This window comes from Bradyrhizobium sp. 40 (assembly GCF_023100925.1).
Taxonomy (GTDB): Bacteria; Pseudomonadota; Alphaproteobacteria; order Rhizobiales; family Xanthobacteraceae; genus Bradyrhizobium.
Genome location: NZ_CP064688.1, coordinates 137288 through 152398, shown reverse-complemented (window position 1 = coordinate 152398; position 15111 = coordinate 137288). Strand labels below are relative to the sequence as shown.

The window sequence follows — 15111 nt, the reverse complement described above, 5'->3', positions numbered from 1 at the left end:
GGGACGAATTCGGCGCTCGCGTGTTAGAACGGCGAAATTCGCGCAACCGGGACATGCGGCCGGGTTAAGGCCTCGGGGACGTAAGGCCATGGCGGATAAGCTATTGGGGAGAATAAAAATGTTCAGGTTTCGTCGTCTCGCTTTGGCCGCGCTGATTCCGGCAGCGGCCTTGTCGTTTGGTCTGTCGGCCACGCTGGCCCAAACGCCGAGCCCGGCGCCGGCCGCATCGGCGAGCCCCTCGCCGGTCCCGTCAGCTTCGCCCTCCCCGGCCGCGAGCGCTGCACCCGTGGCCACGCCCTCGCCGGCGGCCAGCGCCTCGCCAAGCCCTTCAACGTCGCCTGCAGCGTCCCCTGCAACCTCGCCCGCAGCCAGTGCCTCACCGAGCCCCGCCCCGCCGCCCGCTGCAGCCGCGACGCCGGCTCCCGTGCAGACGGCCGATCCGTTCGGACAGGAGACCACGCTCGAGCCTAAGAAGGTCGTGATGGTCAAGGGCACTGCCAATTGGGACTCGGCCTTCGACACGCTGATCGACGCCTTCAAGGCGCTGAACACGCTGCTGGACAAGCAGGGCATCAAGCACGCCGGCAATTCGATGATCGTCTACACCTCGACCGACGATACCGGCTTCACCTTCCTGGCCGAGATCCCGGTCGAGCAGGACCCGAAGAACCTGCCCAAGGACATGAGCGTCGGCAAATCGCCGGAGGGCAAGGCGCTGAAATTCGTCCATCGCGGCTCCTACGACAACATGGACAACACCTACGAGGCGATCACCAATCACCTCGACGACAAGAAGCTGGAAGCCAAGGACACCTTCATCGAGGAATACCTCACCGATCCCCTGAAGACGGCCGAGGACAAGCTCGTGATCAATGTATTCGTGCCGCTGAAGTGAGACCGATGAAAAAGCCTGCCATCCTTTTGACCTCCCTTGTCACGTCCTTTGCCGCCGCGCTGCTGGCAACGCCTGCGCTTGCCGACGATTTTCCGTCCGCGATTTCGGTGAGCGGCGAAGCCACGATCTCCGGCGCGCCTGATCTGGCGCAGATCGACGCTGGCGTCGCCAACGACGCCAAGTCTGCGAAGGAAGCGTCCGACGCCAACAACGCCGCGATGGGCAAGGTGCTGCTGGCGCTGAAGGGCGCAGGCATTGACGAGAAGGATTACCAGACCTCGCGGCTGTCGCTGCAGCCGCAATACGGCCAGAACAAATCCACCGGCGCCTCGCCCGTGGTCGGCTTCCGCGCGTCAAACCGCGTCACCGTGAAGATCCGCGACGTGACCAAGGTCGCCGCCATCATCGACACGTTGGTCGGCGCCGGCGCCAACGATATCGGCAACATCTCCTTCGAGGTGACGCAGGCCTCGAAACTACTCGACGATGCCCGCGAGAAGGCCGTCGCAGACGCCCGCCGCAAAGCGGAGATCTACGCCAAGGCCACCGGCGTCACGCTCGGCGCGCCGCTCAGCGTGTCCGAAGGCGGCGCCCCGATGCCGCTGTTCAAGGGACGCATGGCCGCAGCGCCGATGGCCGCAGGCGGCGCGGCCGTTGCGCCCGGCGAGGAAACGCTGGCGGTGACGGTGAATGTGAGTTGGGCGATCAAGGCGAAAGAGCAGTAGGCGCAGCTGCCGCGACAGACCTCATTGTCGTCCCGGCGAAGCTAAATCTCCACCACCTGCCCCGGCTTCATCGCGACAAACCGCTCCTGCGGCACCTTTGCGGCGTCGAGCGCCTCGACCAAGGCCTTCGCCGGCGCATCGATGGCTTCATCGGTCAGCTGAAACGTGCCGTGATGATGCCCGAGTGCGGCTTGCGCGCCGCAATCCGCGAGCGCCTTCACCGCATCTTCCGGGTTCATGTGCTGGTCGCGCATGAACCAGCGCGGCTCGTAGGCGCCGATCGGGAGGATCGCCAGGCGTAGCGGGCCGTGCTTCTCGGCGACTCGGCGGAAATGCCCGCCATCGCCATAGCCGGAATCGCAGACGACGTAGATTTTCCCCGCCGGCGTCTCCAGCACGAAACTCGCCCATAGCGCCTTGTTGCGATCGAACATGCCGCGCGCCGACCAGTGCCGGGTCGGCACCAGCGTCACGGCGATGCCGCCGCCGAGCTCGACGCGATCGTGCCAGTCGAACGCTTCCACCTTGATCGTCGCATCGGTGCTGCGCATCGTGACGTCATTGCCGAGCGGGGTCACCACACGCGGGGCAAAATTCTTGGCGAGCCGCGACAGCGTCGCCATGTCGAGATGATCGTAATGGCCGTGCGAGACCAGCACGACATCGATCTTCGGCAGCTTGTCGAACGCAATGCCGGGATCGTTGTGCCGCTTGGGCCCGGCGAAGCTGACGGGCGAGACCCGCGACGACCAGACGGGATCGACGAGAATATTGAGGCCGCCGGTCTGGATCAGCCAGCTGGCGTGGCCGACGAAAGAGAGCCGCACCTTGTCGCCGTCGACGCGGTCCGGCGGGGTGTCGGCATGGGGGCTCGGCGCCCAATCCGGCCAGCTCGCGCGCTGCCGCTTGCCGCCGAATTGCCAGCGCAGGACCTCTCGAAGCGATTTCGGCGGCACGCCGTCCGGATCGAAGAAGTTCAGACCGTCGAAATGGTCGGAGACCGGGCCGTCATAGGTTTTCATGCGGGACATCCAAAGGGAGGGCACGCCGACCAATGCGCCGGCACCGGCGAGCAGTCCGAAAAGGCGGCGGCGGGTGATCGGCACGGATCTGGCTTCAGGGATGGTCTGAGGGGGAGGGCATCAAGCTTTCATATGGGCTGCCTCCGATGAAAAGGAACCCGCCGCCGGAAAGTTCATCTTTTCAAGGCCTTGCCTTCCAAAGCGGCCCCGGCCACCCTAACTTTCCTTGACTTTCGGGCGGCAGCGGCGTTTAACCCGGCCACTTTCTCGGAAAGGCTTTCTTTTCGACCCGCCCACTGGCCCCAGAGGCCAGAGGCCAACGCCCGACAGCGCTGTGCGCCCTCGGGCGTAAAGGTGTTTGGATTTTCTGCTCCCTCCTCCGCGCATGCGGGCAGAGGTGAAAAAGGACAACGGCATTGTTCGACAATCTGTCGGAACGGCTTGGCGGCATTCTCGATCGTCTGACGGGGCGCGGTGCGCTGACCGAAAAGGACGTCGACGCGGCCATGCGCGAGGTGCGCCGCGCGCTGCTGGAAGCCGACGTGGCTCTCGAAGTGGTGCGCAGCTTCACCGAGCGGGTCCGCGAGCAGGCGATCGGCGCCACCGTCGTCAAGTCGGTGACCCCAGGCCAGATGGTGGTCAAGATCGTCCACGACGAGCTGATCAACACGCTCGGCGCCGAAAGCCAGACCATCGACATCAATTCCGTGCCGCCGGTGCCGATCATGATGGTCGGCCTGCAAGGCTCCGGCAAGACCACCACCACCGCAAAGCTCGCCCGTCGCATGGTCCAGCGCGACAAGCGCAAGGTGCTGATGGCATCGCTCGACATCTACCGTCCCGCGGCGATGGAGCAGCTGGCCGTCCTGGGCCGCGACCTCGACATTCCGACGCTGCCGATCGTCGCCGGCCAGCAGCCGGCGCAGATCGCGAAGCGCGCGCTCGAGGCCGGCAAGCTCGGCGGCTACGACGTCGTGCTGCTCGACACCGCCGGCCGCACCACGCTCGACGAAGAGATGATGGCGGAAGCAGCCGCGATCAAAGCCGCCGCAAATCCGCATGAAGTGCTGCTGGTGGCGGACAGCCTCACCGGCCAGGACGCCGTCAACCTCGCGCGCGCCTTCGACGAGCGCGTCGGCCTCACCGGCATCGTGCTGACACGAGTCGACGGCGACGGCCGGGGCGGCGCCGCGTTGTCGATGCGCGCCGTGACCGGCAAGCCGATCAAGCTGCTCGGCACCGGTGAAAAGACCGACGCGCTGGAGGATTTCCATCCCGACCGTATCGCCGGCCGCATCCTCGGCATGGGCGACGTGGTGTCGCTGGTCGAACGCGCTGCCGCCAACATCGATGCCGAAAAGGCTGCGCGCACCGCCGAGCGGATGCGCAAGGGTCAGTTCGACCTCAACGACATGCGCGAGCAGCTGTCGCAGATGGCCAATATGGGCGGCATCAGCGGGCTGATGGGCATGATGCCCGGCATCGCCAAGATGAAAAACCAGATCGCGGCCGCCGGCATCGACGACAAGATCTTGAAGCGCCAGGTCGCGGTGATCGATTCCATGACACGCGACGAGCGACGTCATCCCGATTTGCTCAAGGCCAGCCGCAAGAAGCGCATCGCCGCAGGTTCCGGCCAGAGTGTCGAGCAGGTCAACAAGCTGCTCAAGATGCACCGGAACATGGCCGACATGATGAAGGCCATGGGCTCCGGCAAACGCGGTCCGCTCGCCGGCATCGCGCAGGCGATGGGCTTTGGCGGCGGTATGAAGCCGCCTTCGCCGGAAGAGATGAAGGCGCTGCAGGAAAAGATGCAGGGTGGCGGCGGACAAGGTCTGCCCAGCCTGCCGAAGGATTTACCTGCCGGGCTGCGCCAGGGTCTGCCGAACGTTCCAGGCCTGACCGGGCTGAGCGGCAAGCCGATGCTGCCGGGTCTCGGCGGTTTCCCCGGCAAGAAGAAATGAGGAATTCGTCGCGGGAGATCGCAACGGTCTCGCGCAACGCGGAATACCAATCAACCGAACAAAACGTACCTTGAAGGAGAACTTAGATGTCCGTCGTTATCCGTCTCGCCCGTGCAGGCACCAAGAAGCGCCCGGTCTATCACGTCGTCGTCGCCGATTCGCGCTTTCCCCGCGATGGCCGCTTCATCGAGCGTCTCGGCTATTTCAACCCGCTGCTGCCGAAGGACAACGAGACCCGGCTGAAACTCGACATGGACAAGGTGAAGGCCTGGCTCGCCAAGGGCGCGCAGCCGTCGGACCGTGTGTCGCGCTTCCTCGACGCCGCCGGCGTCAAGAAGCGCGAAGTGCGCAACAATCCGGAGAAGGCCGTGCCGCGCAAGGAGCGCAAGGCGCAGGCCGAAGCCGCCGCGAAGGGTTAAGGCGAGATCATGCCGGCGCTGGTCTGCGTCGCGCGGATCGGCGCCGCGCATGGCGTGCGCGGCGCGGTCAAACTGTGGACCTTCACCGAAGATCCCTTTGCCGTGCGGAGCTACGGTCTGCTCTCGTCCAAGGACGGCAAGCGCCAGTTCGAGGTTGCAACGGCGCGCGCGGCCAAGGATCATCTGGTTGCGACGTTCAAGGGCGTCACGACCCGCGATGAGGCCGAGCGCCTCAACGGCATCGAGCTCTACGTCGCGCGCGAAAAACTTCCCGCGACGGACGAGGGCGAATATTACCACACCGATCTGATCGGGCTCGCCGCCGTCACCACGGCCGGCGATGCGCTCGGCCGCGTGCTCGCGATCCACAATTTCGGCGCCGGCGACATCATCGAGATCGCGCCGCCCACAGGCACCACGCTGCTGCTGCCGTTCACGGACGCGGTGGTGCCGGAGGTCGACATCGCAGGCGGCCGCGTCGTGATCGCGCTGCCGCAGGAAATCGAGGCAGAGGACACGGAGGAGGATTCCTCCCCGAGTCGTCCGGGCGAAGGCCGGGACCCATAACCACAGGCCAGAATTTTTGGCTAAGCTGATCGCTCCAGCCGTCGCAAAACGAAGTGCGGTGGTTATGGGTCCCGGATCTGCGCTCTGCTTGTCCGGGACGACAATAATTGAGATCCAATGACCACCTCCTCACCCTGGCGCGCGACGGTGCTGACGCTGTTTCCGGAGATGTTTCCCGGGCCACTGGGCGTGAGCCTGGCCGGCCGGGCGCTGGCTGGCGGGCTCTGGGAGCTGGAGGCGCGGGACATCCGGGCCTCGGCCACCGACCGCCACCGCAGCGTCGATGACACCCCGGCCGGCGGCGGGCCGGGCATGGTGCTTCGGGCCGATGTTCTGGCGGCGGCCATCGATGCCGCCGGGATTGGCCCGGGCCGGCCGAAACTGCTGATGAGCCCGAGGGGTCGGCCATTGACCCAGGCCCGCGTCCTGGAGCTCGCCAAGGGTCCGGGTCCCCTGATCGTCTGCGGGCGGTTCGAGGGAGTGGACCAGCGGGTGATCAACGGGCGGGGTCTGGAGGAGGTCTCGATCGGCGATTACGTGCTCTCGGGTGGTGAAATCGCAGCCCTGGCCCTGATCGACGCCTGTGTTCGGCTGCTGCCGGGCGTGATGGGCAAGGAAGCCTCGGGAACCGAGGAAAGCTTTTCGGACGGTCTCCTCGAATACCCCCAGTACACCCGGCCGCAGCTGTTCGAGGGAATCCCGATCCCGGAGATCCTGACCTCCGGCGACCATGCCAAAGTCGCCAGCTGGCGGCGGGCGGAATCCGAAGCCCTGACGGCGGCCCGCCGACCGGATTTGTGGGCCCAGATCCCGAGCAAAGTCCCGAATCGGGCCGGACGCCAAAAAACGCCAAAAAACAAGACAGACGGGTGACAAACGCTCCGGCTTGCCTTATAGCAGCGGCCACATCCGCAATGGCTGGATAAACGAATTTCGCGCAGCCCCCGTTTTCCAAGGCTGGGCGCGCCGATGGAGATTTACCCATGAACCTGATCCAACAGCTCGAAAAAGAGCAATTCGACAAGCTCTCCGCCAACAAGGAGATTCCGGAATTCGGTCCCGGCGATACCGTGATCGTCAACGTGAAGGTCGTCGAAGGCGACCGCACCCGCGTGCAGGCCTATGAAGGCGTTTGCATCGGCCGTTCCGGCGGCGGCCTCAACGAGAGCTTCACGGTGCGCAAGATTTCGTACGGCGAAGGCGTGGAGCGCGTGTTCCCGGTGATGTCGCCGATGATCGACTCGATCAAGGTGGTGCGCCGCGGCAAGGTGCGTCGCGCCAAGCTCTATTACCTCCGCAACCTTCGCGGCAAGTCGGCCCGCATCGTCGAGAAGAAGCAGGACCGCCCGGCTGCTGCCGTCAACGAGTAAGCTCCGCTTACAGGCGAGTTACCGAGAGCGCGGGGCCAAACCCCGCGCTTTTTTGTTGCGTCAGCCGTGCGCGTCAAAGCCCTCGCGATTTCAGTTCGGCCTGCTATATATTCTTGGAATGTTTCCAGATTTGACCAGCCTCTCGCCCGTCAAGCGCGTCGTCATCGACGATCGCTCGCGGCTGCCCGGCCGGTTCTTCGGACGCTTCGCGACCTCGGCAACGTCAGAGCTTACGCGCGCAGCCTAAAAGCTGCGCTGACGATTTCGTTGCCCGCGCGCCAGCCGCGCAACCCGCTCTACACAACATTCCTGGAGCTGACGCTCATGTCCAAGCCGACCACATTGTACGACAAGATCTGGAACGACCATCTGGTGCACGAAGCCGAGGACGGCACCTGCCTGCTCTATATCGATCGCCATCTGGTGCACGAGGTCACTTCACCGCAGGCGTTCGAAGGCCTGCGCGCCACCGGCCGCAAGGTCCACGCGCCCGAGAAGACGCTGGCCGTCGTCGATCACAACGTGCCGACCACCGACCGCACCAAGCCGAACCCCGACCCTGAAAGCATCGAGCAGATCAAGGCACTGGCCGACAACGCCAAGGAATTCGGCATCGAATATTACGACGAGTTCGACAAGCGTCAGGGCGTCGTCCACGTCATCGGTCCCGAGCAGGGCTTCACGCTGCCCGGCACCACCATCGTCTGCGGTGACAGCCACACCTCGACGCATGGTGCGTTCGGCGCGCTCGCGCACGGCATCGGCACGTCGGAAGTCGAGCATGTGCTGGCGACGCAGACGCTGATCCAGAAGAAGGCGAAGAACATGCGCGTCACCGTCGATGGCAAATTGCCTGACGGCGTGACGGGCAAGGACATCATCCTCGCGATCATCGGCGAGATCGGCACCGCGGGCGGCACCGGCTACGTGCTCGAATACGCCGGCGACGCGATCCGTGCGCTCAGCATGGAAGGCCGCATGACGGTCTGCAACATGTCGATCGAAGGCGGTGCGCGCGCCGGCCTGGTCGCGCCGGACCAGAAGGCGTTCGACTTCTTGCGCGGCCGCCCGAAGGCACCGAAGGGCGCGGATTGGGACGCCGCGATGCGTTACTGGGAGAAGTTGCGCTCGGACGAGGGCGCGCATTTCGATCACGAGCTGCGGCTCGATGCGGCGAAGCTGCCGCCGATCGTGACCTGGGGCACGAGCCCTGAAGACGTGATCTCGGTCACCGGCAGCGTGCCGGATCCCGACAAGATCGCGGACGAGGCCAAGCGCCTGTCGAAGCACCGCGCGCTGAAATACATGGGCCTGACCGCGGGGACGAAGATCACCGACATCAAGCTCGACCGCATCTTCATCGGCTCCTGCACCAACGGCCGGATCGAGGATCTGCGCGCCGCCGCCAAGATCGCGGAAGGCAAGCAGGTCGCAGGCGGCGTCAACGCCATGGTCGTGCCGGGCTCCGGCCTCGTGAAGGAGCAGGCCGAGGCTGAAGGTCTGGACAAGATCTTCATCAAGGCCGGCTTCGAATGGCGCGAGCCCGGTTGCTCGATGTGCCTCGCGATGAACCCCGACAAGCTGGCTCCCGAAGAGCGCTGCGCCTCGACCTCGAACCGCAACTTCGAGGGCCGCCAGGGCTTCAAGGGCCGGACCCATCTGGTGTCGCCGGCGATGGCCGCAGCCGCGGCGATCGCCGGTCACTTCGTCGACATCAGGGAGTGGCGGTAAGCCGCTCCCTGCAATTTGAGCGATCGCGGCAAACCGCCGTTAATCGGCAGCGCCGACACTGCGTCCTCGCGAGGGTTTTGCGAGGACAGGAGCTCATGGCCGGCAAGCCTGAATATGTCGATCTGATCAGCGCGGCGACGCCCCAGCACCGGCGGCGCGCGGCACCGCTGCGCATGGTCGCCAAGCCCGAGGTCGAGGAGACCTCAAAGCTCAGCCGCTGGCCGCCGGCGATGTTCAAGCAATGGAAGCTGGAGAACCTCACGCGCTGGACGTCGGCGACCTGGAAACTGAAGGATTGGATTTAGGCACATCCTCCGTCATGCCCGTGCTTGTCCCGGGCATCCACGAACTTTCTGCACAAGCCCAATAACGTGGATGGCCGGGACAAGCCCGGCCATGACGCGTGCGGAGCTAGCAGCAACTCACATCACCAATAGCGGTACGGATGGTGCCAGCGATGCCAGCGGCAGACGCGGCGCGGGCCGTAATAGGTCCAGATGACCCGGCAGCGGCGCGGATGGCTGTAATAGGGATAGTAGCCGCCATAGTAGCGCCGGTGGAAATGGCGATGGCCGTAATAGGCGGGGCGATAGATGCCGTAGCGATGGAATCCGCCTCCGCCATAGTGGCGAACTCCGCCGTAGCGATAGCCGCCGCCATGAAAGGCGGGCGCGGCGCGGAAGCCACCCGCGTGGAAACCACCGCCGCGGAAGCCACCGATATGCCCTCCGCCACCGTGGAAGCCGCCTCCACCGTGGAAGCCGCCGCCGTGGAAGCCGCCGCCATGACCGCCACCACCATGTCCACCGCCGCCGCCGCCGTGGCGAACCGGGATCACATCGCCACTTGCGGCCTTCGCCGCAGGCAACGCCGTCGGATTGATCGGGGTCATCGCCTCGGCAGGACGCGTGGTCCCGGCCGACAGCATCAGCGTCGCAGCAGCCGCAATCCCGAGCAAGCGCATCGGGCTTGCCCTGAGACCCAATATTCTCAGCATCGACTTCTCCCTGAATCTGGACAGCGGAGTTGCGACGCTCGCTCCCGGCGCGCGTCATCCCTGTTCATTGGCAGTCGCTCCCAAGATTAAATTAGGGACAGCGACGTGAATGCCTCATGAATGAACGACGGGCCCGGCGTCGCGCCGCGACGTCGTCACCATGGCCCGAAGCCGAGCACGAACGGTGCCGGCACGCCGTAAGGATAAGGACGGTAGTAGACAGGCCGCGCGTAGTAATGCGGATCAGGACGCGGGGCGTATCGCACAACGTCGGACCGCACATGTCGGCGCCCGTCGAACACCGCGCGCCCGGCCGACGCGTCGGGCAGCTTCGTCACCCTGTGCGCAGCGGACGCGTGAGGCAGGCCTGCGGCAAGCCCGACGGCAACCGCCAATGCGAACCATCTCGTCATGAAGACCTCCGCCTCAGGCGCGCGACGGCATCGCGCTCGTATCAGCCCCGGCGCCAGTAGCAGCTCATATGCGGCACGATCACCGTGCCGCTCGGCCGAAATTCCTGCACATAGGTGGCGTTGCACTCGCGGACCGCATCGGGACCGGGATTGTAACGGGGATAGACGCCATCCGGACTGTAATAGGGCGTGACGCGCAGGCGCGCCGGGGCCCGCTTGCGCGGCGGCGGGAGATCGTCTCGCGAGGCCGCCTGGGCGAGCCTGATCCCGGGAGCCGCGGTCTGGGCCTCCGCGCCAACGCAAAACTGCGAAAACAACCCCATGCACAGTAGCGTCAGCGCTGTTTTCGCTCGCATTTTTCCGCCCATTTGAACGTCCACTTCGAGGCCCTACGCTCCCCGTTTTGACGGCGCCCGTCAACCTCGTCGCGCTTATAAAGCCGGATGCATCGCCGCGAAACCCACGCTATGACAAGCCCATGTGGACGGAATTGAAAGCGCCCTCGCTGGCCGAGATGGAAGCGATGGCGCACGAAGTGTTCGAACGCCTGCCGGCGGAGTTTCGAAGGCTGTGCGAGGGCGTGATCATCCGCGTCGACGACTTCCCGACCGAGGAAGTCCTGGACGAGATGGCATGCGAGAGCGAGTTCGACCTGCTCGGCCTGTTCCAGGGCGTCGGCCTGCCGCAGCAGAGTTTTGGCGACGTGGCGCGGCTGCCCAACATGGTCTGGCTCTACCGCCGGCCGATCCTGGACTATTGGGCCGAGCACGACGAAAGCCTCGGCCATATCGTCCGCCACGTCCTGATCCACGAGATCGGTCATCATTTCGGCCTGTCGGACGACGATATGACTGCGATCGAGGCTCAAGAGCCCGGTTAGGCAGACGAGATCTGCCGAATTCGGCCTAGGATTTCCGCGCCGATCGCGATAAATACCGGTTCCCTAGACCACCCCGGGAAATCGCAACCATGGACAAGTTCACCACGCTGGAAGGCGTCGCGGCGCCGCTGAAGATCATCAATGTCGACACCGACATGATCATTCCGAAGCAGTACCTCAAGACCATCAAGCGCACCGGCCTTGGCAAGGGGCTCTTCTCCGAGCAGCGCTACAAGGACGACGGCAGCGAGAATCCGGATTTCGTCCTCAACCAGCCCGCCTATCGCAACGCGAAGGTGCTGGTCGCCGGCGACAATTTTGGCTGCGGCTCGAGCCGCGAGCACGCGCCCTGGGCGCTGCTCGACTTCGGCATCCGCTGCGTGATCTCGACCTCGTTCGGCGACATCTTCTACAACAACTGCTTCAAGAACGGCATTCTGCCGATCCGCGTGGCCCAGGAAGACCTCGACAAGCTGTTCGACGACGCCGAGCGCGGCGCCAACGCGACGCTGACGATCGACCTGCCGAACCAGGAGATCCGCGGTCCCGACGGCGGCAAGGTCAGGTTCGAGATCGATCCGTTCCGCAAGCACTGCCTGATCAACGGTCTCGACGACATCGGCCTGACGATGGAGAAGAAGGCCTCGATCGACACCTATGAGGACAAGCTCAAGCGCGAACGCGCCTGGGCCTGATCCCAAGTTTTTGTTTGAGCCCCGGTGCTACAAGCGCCGGGGCTTTTTCTTTGCCCTCGATATCCCGTATAGCTCCGCCCATGCTGCCCGACATCGTCACCTTCTGGCATGGCCCGATGGACGCCCTGCGTCAGACCTGTCTGCGCTCGCAGCTGGCTGCCGGCCACAGGGTCACGGTCTACAGTTTCGACACCATTCCCGGCCTGCCCGCAGGCGTCGGCAATGCGGCCGCCGAGGCGATCCTGCCGCATGCGTTCTCCGAACGATTGCGGCCGCCGCGGCCGGACGGCAGCTGGCGCGACTGGACCACGCTTCAGTTCAGCGACTTCTTCCGCATGAAGCTGATGGCGAAGGGCCTCGGCCTCTGGCTCGACGCCGACGTGCTGCTGCTCAAATCCGTCGAGATCAATCCGGCAAAGCCCTATTTCGCGTGGGAGCGGCCACGCCAGCTCGGCAATTCCGTGATCTACCTTCCACCCGAACACGGCATCGTTGCCGCTTTCGAAGAGCTGATGGAGCAGGAGGAGCTGACGCCGAACTGGCTGTCGCTGCGCCATCGCGTCACGTTTGCGATGCGCCGCCTGCGCGGCGGCTCGAACCGCCTCTCCGACATCCGCGTTGCGATCTTCGGGCCGGCGGCACTCACCGCGCTCGCGCGCCGCACCGGCGAGCTGCACTGCGCCTTGCCGAAGCAATCGTTCTACGCCGTGCATGCCGAACCGAAACTGTTCTTCGATCCCTCGAGCTATCTCGGCCTCGTAACCGCCCCCGAGATCATCGGCCTGCACATCTCGCCCAAGGGCCGCGGCGGCGATAAACCGATCCCGGGCAGCCTGTATGCGTGGGCGGCGGAGCGGTTCGGCTGACTGCCGCGCAAGGGGTGCGCTCCCTCTCCCGCTTGCGGGAGAGGTTTGGGGAGAGGGTGTCTACGCAACGGGACAATCTCCTAGACGAGAGAGCCCTCACCCGGCGCGCGGAACGATGCTTCGCATCGCCCGGGCGCGCCGACCTCTCCCGCAAGCGGGAGAGGTGCAGCGGAGCTCGGGGCTCCCTCATCGCTATTTGATCCAGCGCAACGCGCACCTGCACCATTGTGCCTAATCTCGCTCCAATTCCGCCGTTCGAATGGAGCTTCGCATGAGCACCGCAACCAGGCCTTATCCCATTGTCCAGGACCTCATCGAGTCCTTTGCAAGTTGGCTGAAGCATCGCCGCGAGCTGAACGAGATCCGGCAGCTCGACCGCGCCGATTTCGATCGCATCGCGCAAGACTTGCGGATCGCGCCTGACGATCTCGAAGAGCTGGTTCGCCACGGCAAGCACGCCGCCGACGAATTGCCGAAGATGCTGGAGCAGCTCGGCATCAGCGCCGAAGGGCTCGGCCGCGCGCATCCGCTGCTGCTGCGCGACATGGAGCGGGTCTGCGCGCTTTGCAGCCACAAGGGTCAGTGCGATCGCGAGCTAGCCGACGGCACCGCCGTGCAGAACTACCACGGCTTCTGCGCCAATGCGTCGACGCTGGAGTCGCTCGATCGGGCGGATCACGCGCATCGCTAAGGCACGCAGATCTTCTGCGCCGGCGGGCGAACGGATAGCGCCGCTCTCCAGGGCTGCCAGCCGTCCGGCTGGCGCTCGACTGCCGGCCTTCCAAATCCCGTAACAGACCGTCAACGCGGTCTGCGCAGATCAGGCACTGCTGGCCATCGCCGCGGCTTCCGCTGCGGCGCGCTGCATGCTGGTCGACATCTCGTTTGTCACGGTGCTTTGCTCTTCGATGGCCGCGGCCGTCGACGTCACATATTCGCTGACGTTGTTGATGGCCGTCTTGATCGAGGCCAGGGCGGTGACGACGTCGCCGGAGATGCCGTTGAGGCTGCCGATCTCGGCGCCGATCTTGTCAGTGGCCTGCTTGGCCTGGTTGGCGAGGCTCTTGACCTCTGAAGCCACCACCGCAAAGCCCCGACCGGCTTCGCCGGCGCGGGCGGATTCGATGGTGGCGTTAAGGGCCAGGAGGTTAATCTGCCCGGTGATGTTGTTGATGAGCTCGACGATCCCGCTCATCGCCAGCGCGGCTTCGGTAAGGCGCTGCGCCTGGGCGTCGGCGGCGGCGACCTGATCGACCGCACTGCTGGCAGTCTGGCGCGACTTGGTCATGGCCTCGGAGATCTCCCGCACCGAGGCATTCAATTCCTCCGAACCCGCGGCGACCGATTCCATCATGCCGCGGACGCGCTCGTTGCCCATGCGGACCAGCACCTGCTTCGTGACGTCGGTCGCATATTTCACGACCTTGAACGGCTTGCCGTTGAGATCCATGATCGGGTTGTAGGACGCCTGGATGTAGACCTCCCTGCCGCCCTTGCCGATGCGCTTGTATTCAGCCGCCTGGTACTGGCCGCGATTGAGCGCCGCCCAGAACTCGCGATAGCCATTGCCATCGCGCTCCGACGGCTCGACGAACGTGCTGTGGTGCTTGCCCTTGATCTCCGCCAGCGAATAGCCGAGCGCGCCGAGGAAGTTCTCGTTCGCGGTGACGATCGTGCCGTCCATGTTGAACTCGATCACGGCCTGGGCCTTCTCGATGGCCGCGATCTGGCCCGCAAGGTCGGCATTCTTCAGCTTCTCCGCCGTGACGTCGGTCGCGAACTTGGCGACACCGAACGGCTTGCCGTTCTCGTCGAGTAGCGGATTGTAGGAGGCGAGGATCCAGACCTCGCGGCCGCCCTTGCCGATCCGCTTGAATTCGCCCGCCTGGTATTCGCCGCGGTTGAGCTTGGCCCAGAGCTCGCGATAGGCCGTGCCGTTGCGCTCGGCCTCGGCGATGAACATGCTGTGATGCTTGCCCTCGATTTCGGGCAACGAATAGCCAAGCGCCTTGCAGAAATTCTCGTTGGCAGTGACGATGGTGCCGTCGAGCTTGAACTCGACTACGGCCTGGGCCCGGCCAACGGCGGCGATCTTCGAAGCGTCGGCCATGCTGCGGATCTTCTTCTCGGTGATGTCGATCGCAATCTTGGCGACCGTCACCGTCTTGCCGTTGCCGTCGAGCACGGGATTGTAGGATGCTTCGATCCAGACCTCGCGGCCGTCCTTCGCGATCCGCTTGAACTCGCGCGCCTGATACTTGCCACTGTTTAATGCAGCCCAGAACGCCTTGTACTCGGTGCTGTCGCGCTGGTCGGCCGGCACGAACATGGAGTGATGCTTGCCCTGGATCTCGTCGAGCCGATAGCCGAGCGCATCGAGAAAGTTCTTATTGGCCGTGATGATCGTCCCATCAATATTGAATTCGATCATGGCTTGCGAGCGGCCGATTGCCTCAATCTGAGCTTGTGCATCGACGCGGGATTTACGACCGAACATTTCATCGCTCCGAAATTGATGCTTCGCCTGCAGCGCATGCGCTTCCAAACGATTGCAGCATTCATGGTTT

18 protein-coding genes are annotated in these 15111 nt (G+C 64.7%); 13 read left to right on the top strand and 5 right to left on the bottom strand.

Translation table 11 applies throughout. The features are described 5' to 3' along the window. The first annotated feature begins 118 nt into the window (after nucleotides 1-118). Both IVB40_RS00770 and IVB40_RS00765 read left to right on the top strand, forming a co-directional pair. Entirely contained in the window at nucleotides 119-895 is a 777-nt protein-coding gene (locus IVB40_RS00770; protein WP_027566381.1) for a GyrI-like domain-containing protein, read from the top strand. Nucleotides 896-900: 5 nt separating this feature from the next. Next, nucleotides 901-1620: an SIMPL domain-containing protein gene (locus tag IVB40_RS00765; protein ID WP_027566380.1), complete on the top strand. Its 720-nt coding sequence runs from the start codon at nucleotides 901-903 to the stop codon at nucleotides 1618-1620. A gap of 41 nt (nucleotides 1621-1661) precedes the next feature. On the opposite strand, the gene IVB40_RS00760 is transcribed toward IVB40_RS00765, so the two are convergent. Beyond that, complete coding sequence (locus tag IVB40_RS00760; RefSeq protein ID WP_027566379.1) at nucleotides 1662-2726, bottom strand: MBL fold metallo-hydrolase; 1065 nt, start codon at nucleotides 2724-2726, stop codon at nucleotides 1662-1664. A gap of 332 nt (nucleotides 2727-3058) precedes the next feature. On the opposite strand from IVB40_RS00760, the gene ffh reads away from it, so the two are divergent. The 7 genes from ffh to IVB40_RS00725 all read left to right on the top strand — a co-directional run bounded on the left by ffh (nucleotide 3059) and on the right by IVB40_RS00725 (nucleotide 8998). Further along, nucleotides 3059-4606: a signal recognition particle protein gene (gene ffh / locus IVB40_RS00755; RefSeq protein ID WP_027566378.1), complete on the top strand. Its 1548-nt coding sequence runs from the start codon at nucleotides 3059-3061 to the stop codon at nucleotides 4604-4606. An 86-nt stretch (nucleotides 4607-4692) separates the two neighbouring features. After that, nucleotides 4693-5025: a 30S ribosomal protein S16 gene (rpsP, locus tag IVB40_RS00750; RefSeq protein WP_007598827.1), complete on the top strand. Its 333-nt coding sequence runs from the start codon at nucleotides 4693-4695 to the stop codon at nucleotides 5023-5025. A gap of 9 nt (nucleotides 5026-5034) precedes the next feature. Continuing rightward, complete coding sequence (rimM, locus tag IVB40_RS00745; protein WP_027566377.1) at nucleotides 5035-5592, top strand: ribosome maturation factor RimM; 558 nt, start codon at nucleotides 5035-5037, stop codon at nucleotides 5590-5592. Nucleotides 5593-5709: 117 nt separating this feature from the next. Then, nucleotides 5710-6465 (top strand): tRNA (guanosine(37)-N1)-methyltransferase TrmD, encoded by a 756-nt coding sequence (gene trmD / locus IVB40_RS00740; RefSeq protein WP_247817847.1) that lies wholly within the window; start codon nucleotides 5710-5712, stop codon nucleotides 6463-6465. A 110-nt stretch (nucleotides 6466-6575) separates the two neighbouring features. After that, nucleotides 6576-6962: a 50S ribosomal protein L19 gene (rplS, locus tag IVB40_RS00735; protein WP_007598824.1), complete on the top strand. Its 387-nt coding sequence runs from the start codon at nucleotides 6576-6578 to the stop codon at nucleotides 6960-6962. A 324-nt stretch (nucleotides 6963-7286) separates the two neighbouring features. Beyond that, nucleotides 7287-8693, top strand: a complete 1407-nt coding sequence (gene leuC, locus IVB40_RS00730) for a 3-isopropylmalate dehydratase large subunit (RefSeq protein ID WP_027566375.1) — start codon at nucleotides 7287-7289, stop codon at nucleotides 8691-8693. Nucleotides 8694-8788: 95 nt separating this feature from the next. Continuing rightward, entirely contained in the window at nucleotides 8789-8998 is a 210-nt protein-coding gene (locus IVB40_RS00725) for a hypothetical protein (protein ID WP_027566374.1), read from the top strand. A 122-nt stretch (nucleotides 8999-9120) separates the two neighbouring features. Here the strand turns inward: IVB40_RS00725 and IVB40_RS00720 are convergent, their stop codons facing one another. The 3 genes from IVB40_RS00720 to IVB40_RS00710 form a co-directional block, all read right to left on the bottom strand. Continuing rightward, on the bottom strand, nucleotides 9121-9690 hold the full coding sequence (locus IVB40_RS00720) for a hypothetical protein (protein ID WP_247817846.1): 570 nt from the start codon (nucleotides 9688-9690) through the stop codon (nucleotides 9121-9123). A gap of 155 nt (nucleotides 9691-9845) precedes the next feature. After that, on the bottom strand, nucleotides 9846-10103 hold the full coding sequence (locus IVB40_RS00715) for a hypothetical protein (RefSeq protein WP_027514972.1): 258 nt from the start codon (nucleotides 10101-10103) through the stop codon (nucleotides 9846-9848). Nucleotides 10104-10144: 41 nt separating this feature from the next. Beyond that, nucleotides 10145-10426 (bottom strand): hypothetical protein, encoded by a 282-nt coding sequence (locus IVB40_RS00710; protein ID WP_247819639.1) that lies wholly within the window; start codon nucleotides 10424-10426, stop codon nucleotides 10145-10147. A 155-nt stretch (nucleotides 10427-10581) separates the two neighbouring features. On the opposite strand from IVB40_RS00710, the gene IVB40_RS00705 reads away from it, so the two are divergent. The 4 genes from IVB40_RS00705 to IVB40_RS00690 all read left to right on the top strand — a co-directional run bounded on the left by IVB40_RS00705 (nucleotide 10582) and on the right by IVB40_RS00690 (nucleotide 13235). After that, entirely contained in the window at nucleotides 10582-10983 is a 402-nt protein-coding gene (locus IVB40_RS00705) for a metallopeptidase family protein (RefSeq protein ID WP_247284941.1), read from the top strand. A gap of 89 nt (nucleotides 10984-11072) precedes the next feature. Continuing rightward, the gene (gene leuD / locus IVB40_RS00700; RefSeq protein WP_247439366.1) at nucleotides 11073-11678 is read left to right on the top strand and encodes a 3-isopropylmalate dehydratase small subunit; all 606 of its coding nucleotides are present in this window, start codon (nucleotides 11073-11075) and stop codon (nucleotides 11676-11678) included. 80 nt (nucleotides 11679-11758) lie between these two features. Beyond that, nucleotides 11759-12544 (top strand): hypothetical protein, encoded by a 786-nt coding sequence (locus IVB40_RS00695; RefSeq protein ID WP_247817845.1) that lies wholly within the window; start codon nucleotides 11759-11761, stop codon nucleotides 12542-12544. Between the two features lie 271 nt (nucleotides 12545-12815). Continuing rightward, nucleotides 12816-13235: a hypothetical protein gene (locus IVB40_RS00690; protein WP_027566369.1), complete on the top strand. Its 420-nt coding sequence runs from the start codon at nucleotides 12816-12818 to the stop codon at nucleotides 13233-13235. A gap of 129 nt (nucleotides 13236-13364) precedes the next feature. Here IVB40_RS00690 and IVB40_RS00685 read toward each other — a convergent pair whose 3' ends face one another. Then, nucleotides 13365-15041, bottom strand: a complete 1677-nt coding sequence (locus IVB40_RS00685) for a PAS domain-containing methyl-accepting chemotaxis protein (protein ID WP_247817844.1) — start codon at nucleotides 15039-15041, stop codon at nucleotides 13365-13367. Between the last annotated feature and the right edge of the window lie 70 nt (nucleotides 15042-15111).

Bases quoted from the DNA above. Each gene is read 5' to 3' on its own strand.
- rimM (WP_027566377.1), top strand. From the start codon at position 5,035: ATGCCGGCGCTGGTCTGCGTCGCGCGGATCGGCGCCGCGCATGGCGTG.
- IVB40_RS00695 (WP_247817845.1), top strand. From the start codon at position 11,759: ATGCTGCCCGACATCGTCACCTTCTGGCATGGCCCGATGGACGCCCTG.
- rpsP (WP_007598827.1), top strand. From the start codon at position 4,693: ATGTCCGTCGTTATCCGTCTCGCCCGTGCAGGCACCAAGAAGCGCCCG.
- rplS (WP_007598824.1), top strand. From the start codon at position 6,576: ATGAACCTGATCCAACAGCTCGAAAAAGAGCAATTCGACAAGCTCTCC.
- leuD (WP_247439366.1), top strand. From the start codon at position 11,073: ATGGACAAGTTCACCACGCTGGAAGGCGTCGCGGCGCCGCTGAAGATC.
- trmD (WP_247817847.1), top strand. From the start codon at position 5,710: ATGACCACCTCCTCACCCTGGCGCGCGACGGTGCTGACGCTGTTTCCG.
- IVB40_RS00715 (WP_027514972.1), bottom strand. From the start codon at position 10,103: ATGACGAGATGGTTCGCATTGGCGGTTGCCGTCGGGCTTGCCGCAGGC.
- IVB40_RS00725 (WP_027566374.1), top strand. From the start codon at position 8,789: ATGGCCGGCAAGCCTGAATATGTCGATCTGATCAGCGCGGCGACGCCC.
- IVB40_RS00770 (WP_027566381.1), top strand. From the start codon at position 119: ATGTTCAGGTTTCGTCGTCTCGCTTTGGCCGCGCTGATTCCGGCAGCG.
- IVB40_RS00720 (WP_247817846.1), bottom strand. From the start codon at position 9,690: ATGCTGAGAATATTGGGTCTCAGGGCAAGCCCGATGCGCTTGCTCGGG.
- IVB40_RS00690 (WP_027566369.1), top strand. From the start codon at position 12,816: ATGAGCACCGCAACCAGGCCTTATCCCATTGTCCAGGACCTCATCGAG.
- leuC (WP_027566375.1), top strand. From the start codon at position 7,287: ATGTCCAAGCCGACCACATTGTACGACAAGATCTGGAACGACCATCTG.
- IVB40_RS00705 (WP_247284941.1), top strand. From the start codon at position 10,582: ATGTGGACGGAATTGAAAGCGCCCTCGCTGGCCGAGATGGAAGCGATG.
- IVB40_RS00685 (WP_247817844.1), bottom strand. From the start codon at position 15,041: ATGTTCGGTCGTAAATCCCGCGTCGATGCACAAGCTCAGATTGAGGCA.
- IVB40_RS00765 (WP_027566380.1), top strand. From the start codon at position 901: ATGAAAAAGCCTGCCATCCTTTTGACCTCCCTTGTCACGTCCTTTGCC.
- IVB40_RS00710 (WP_247819639.1), bottom strand. From the start codon at position 10,426: ATGGGGTTGTTTTCGCAGTTTTGCGTTGGCGCGGAGGCCCAGACCGCG.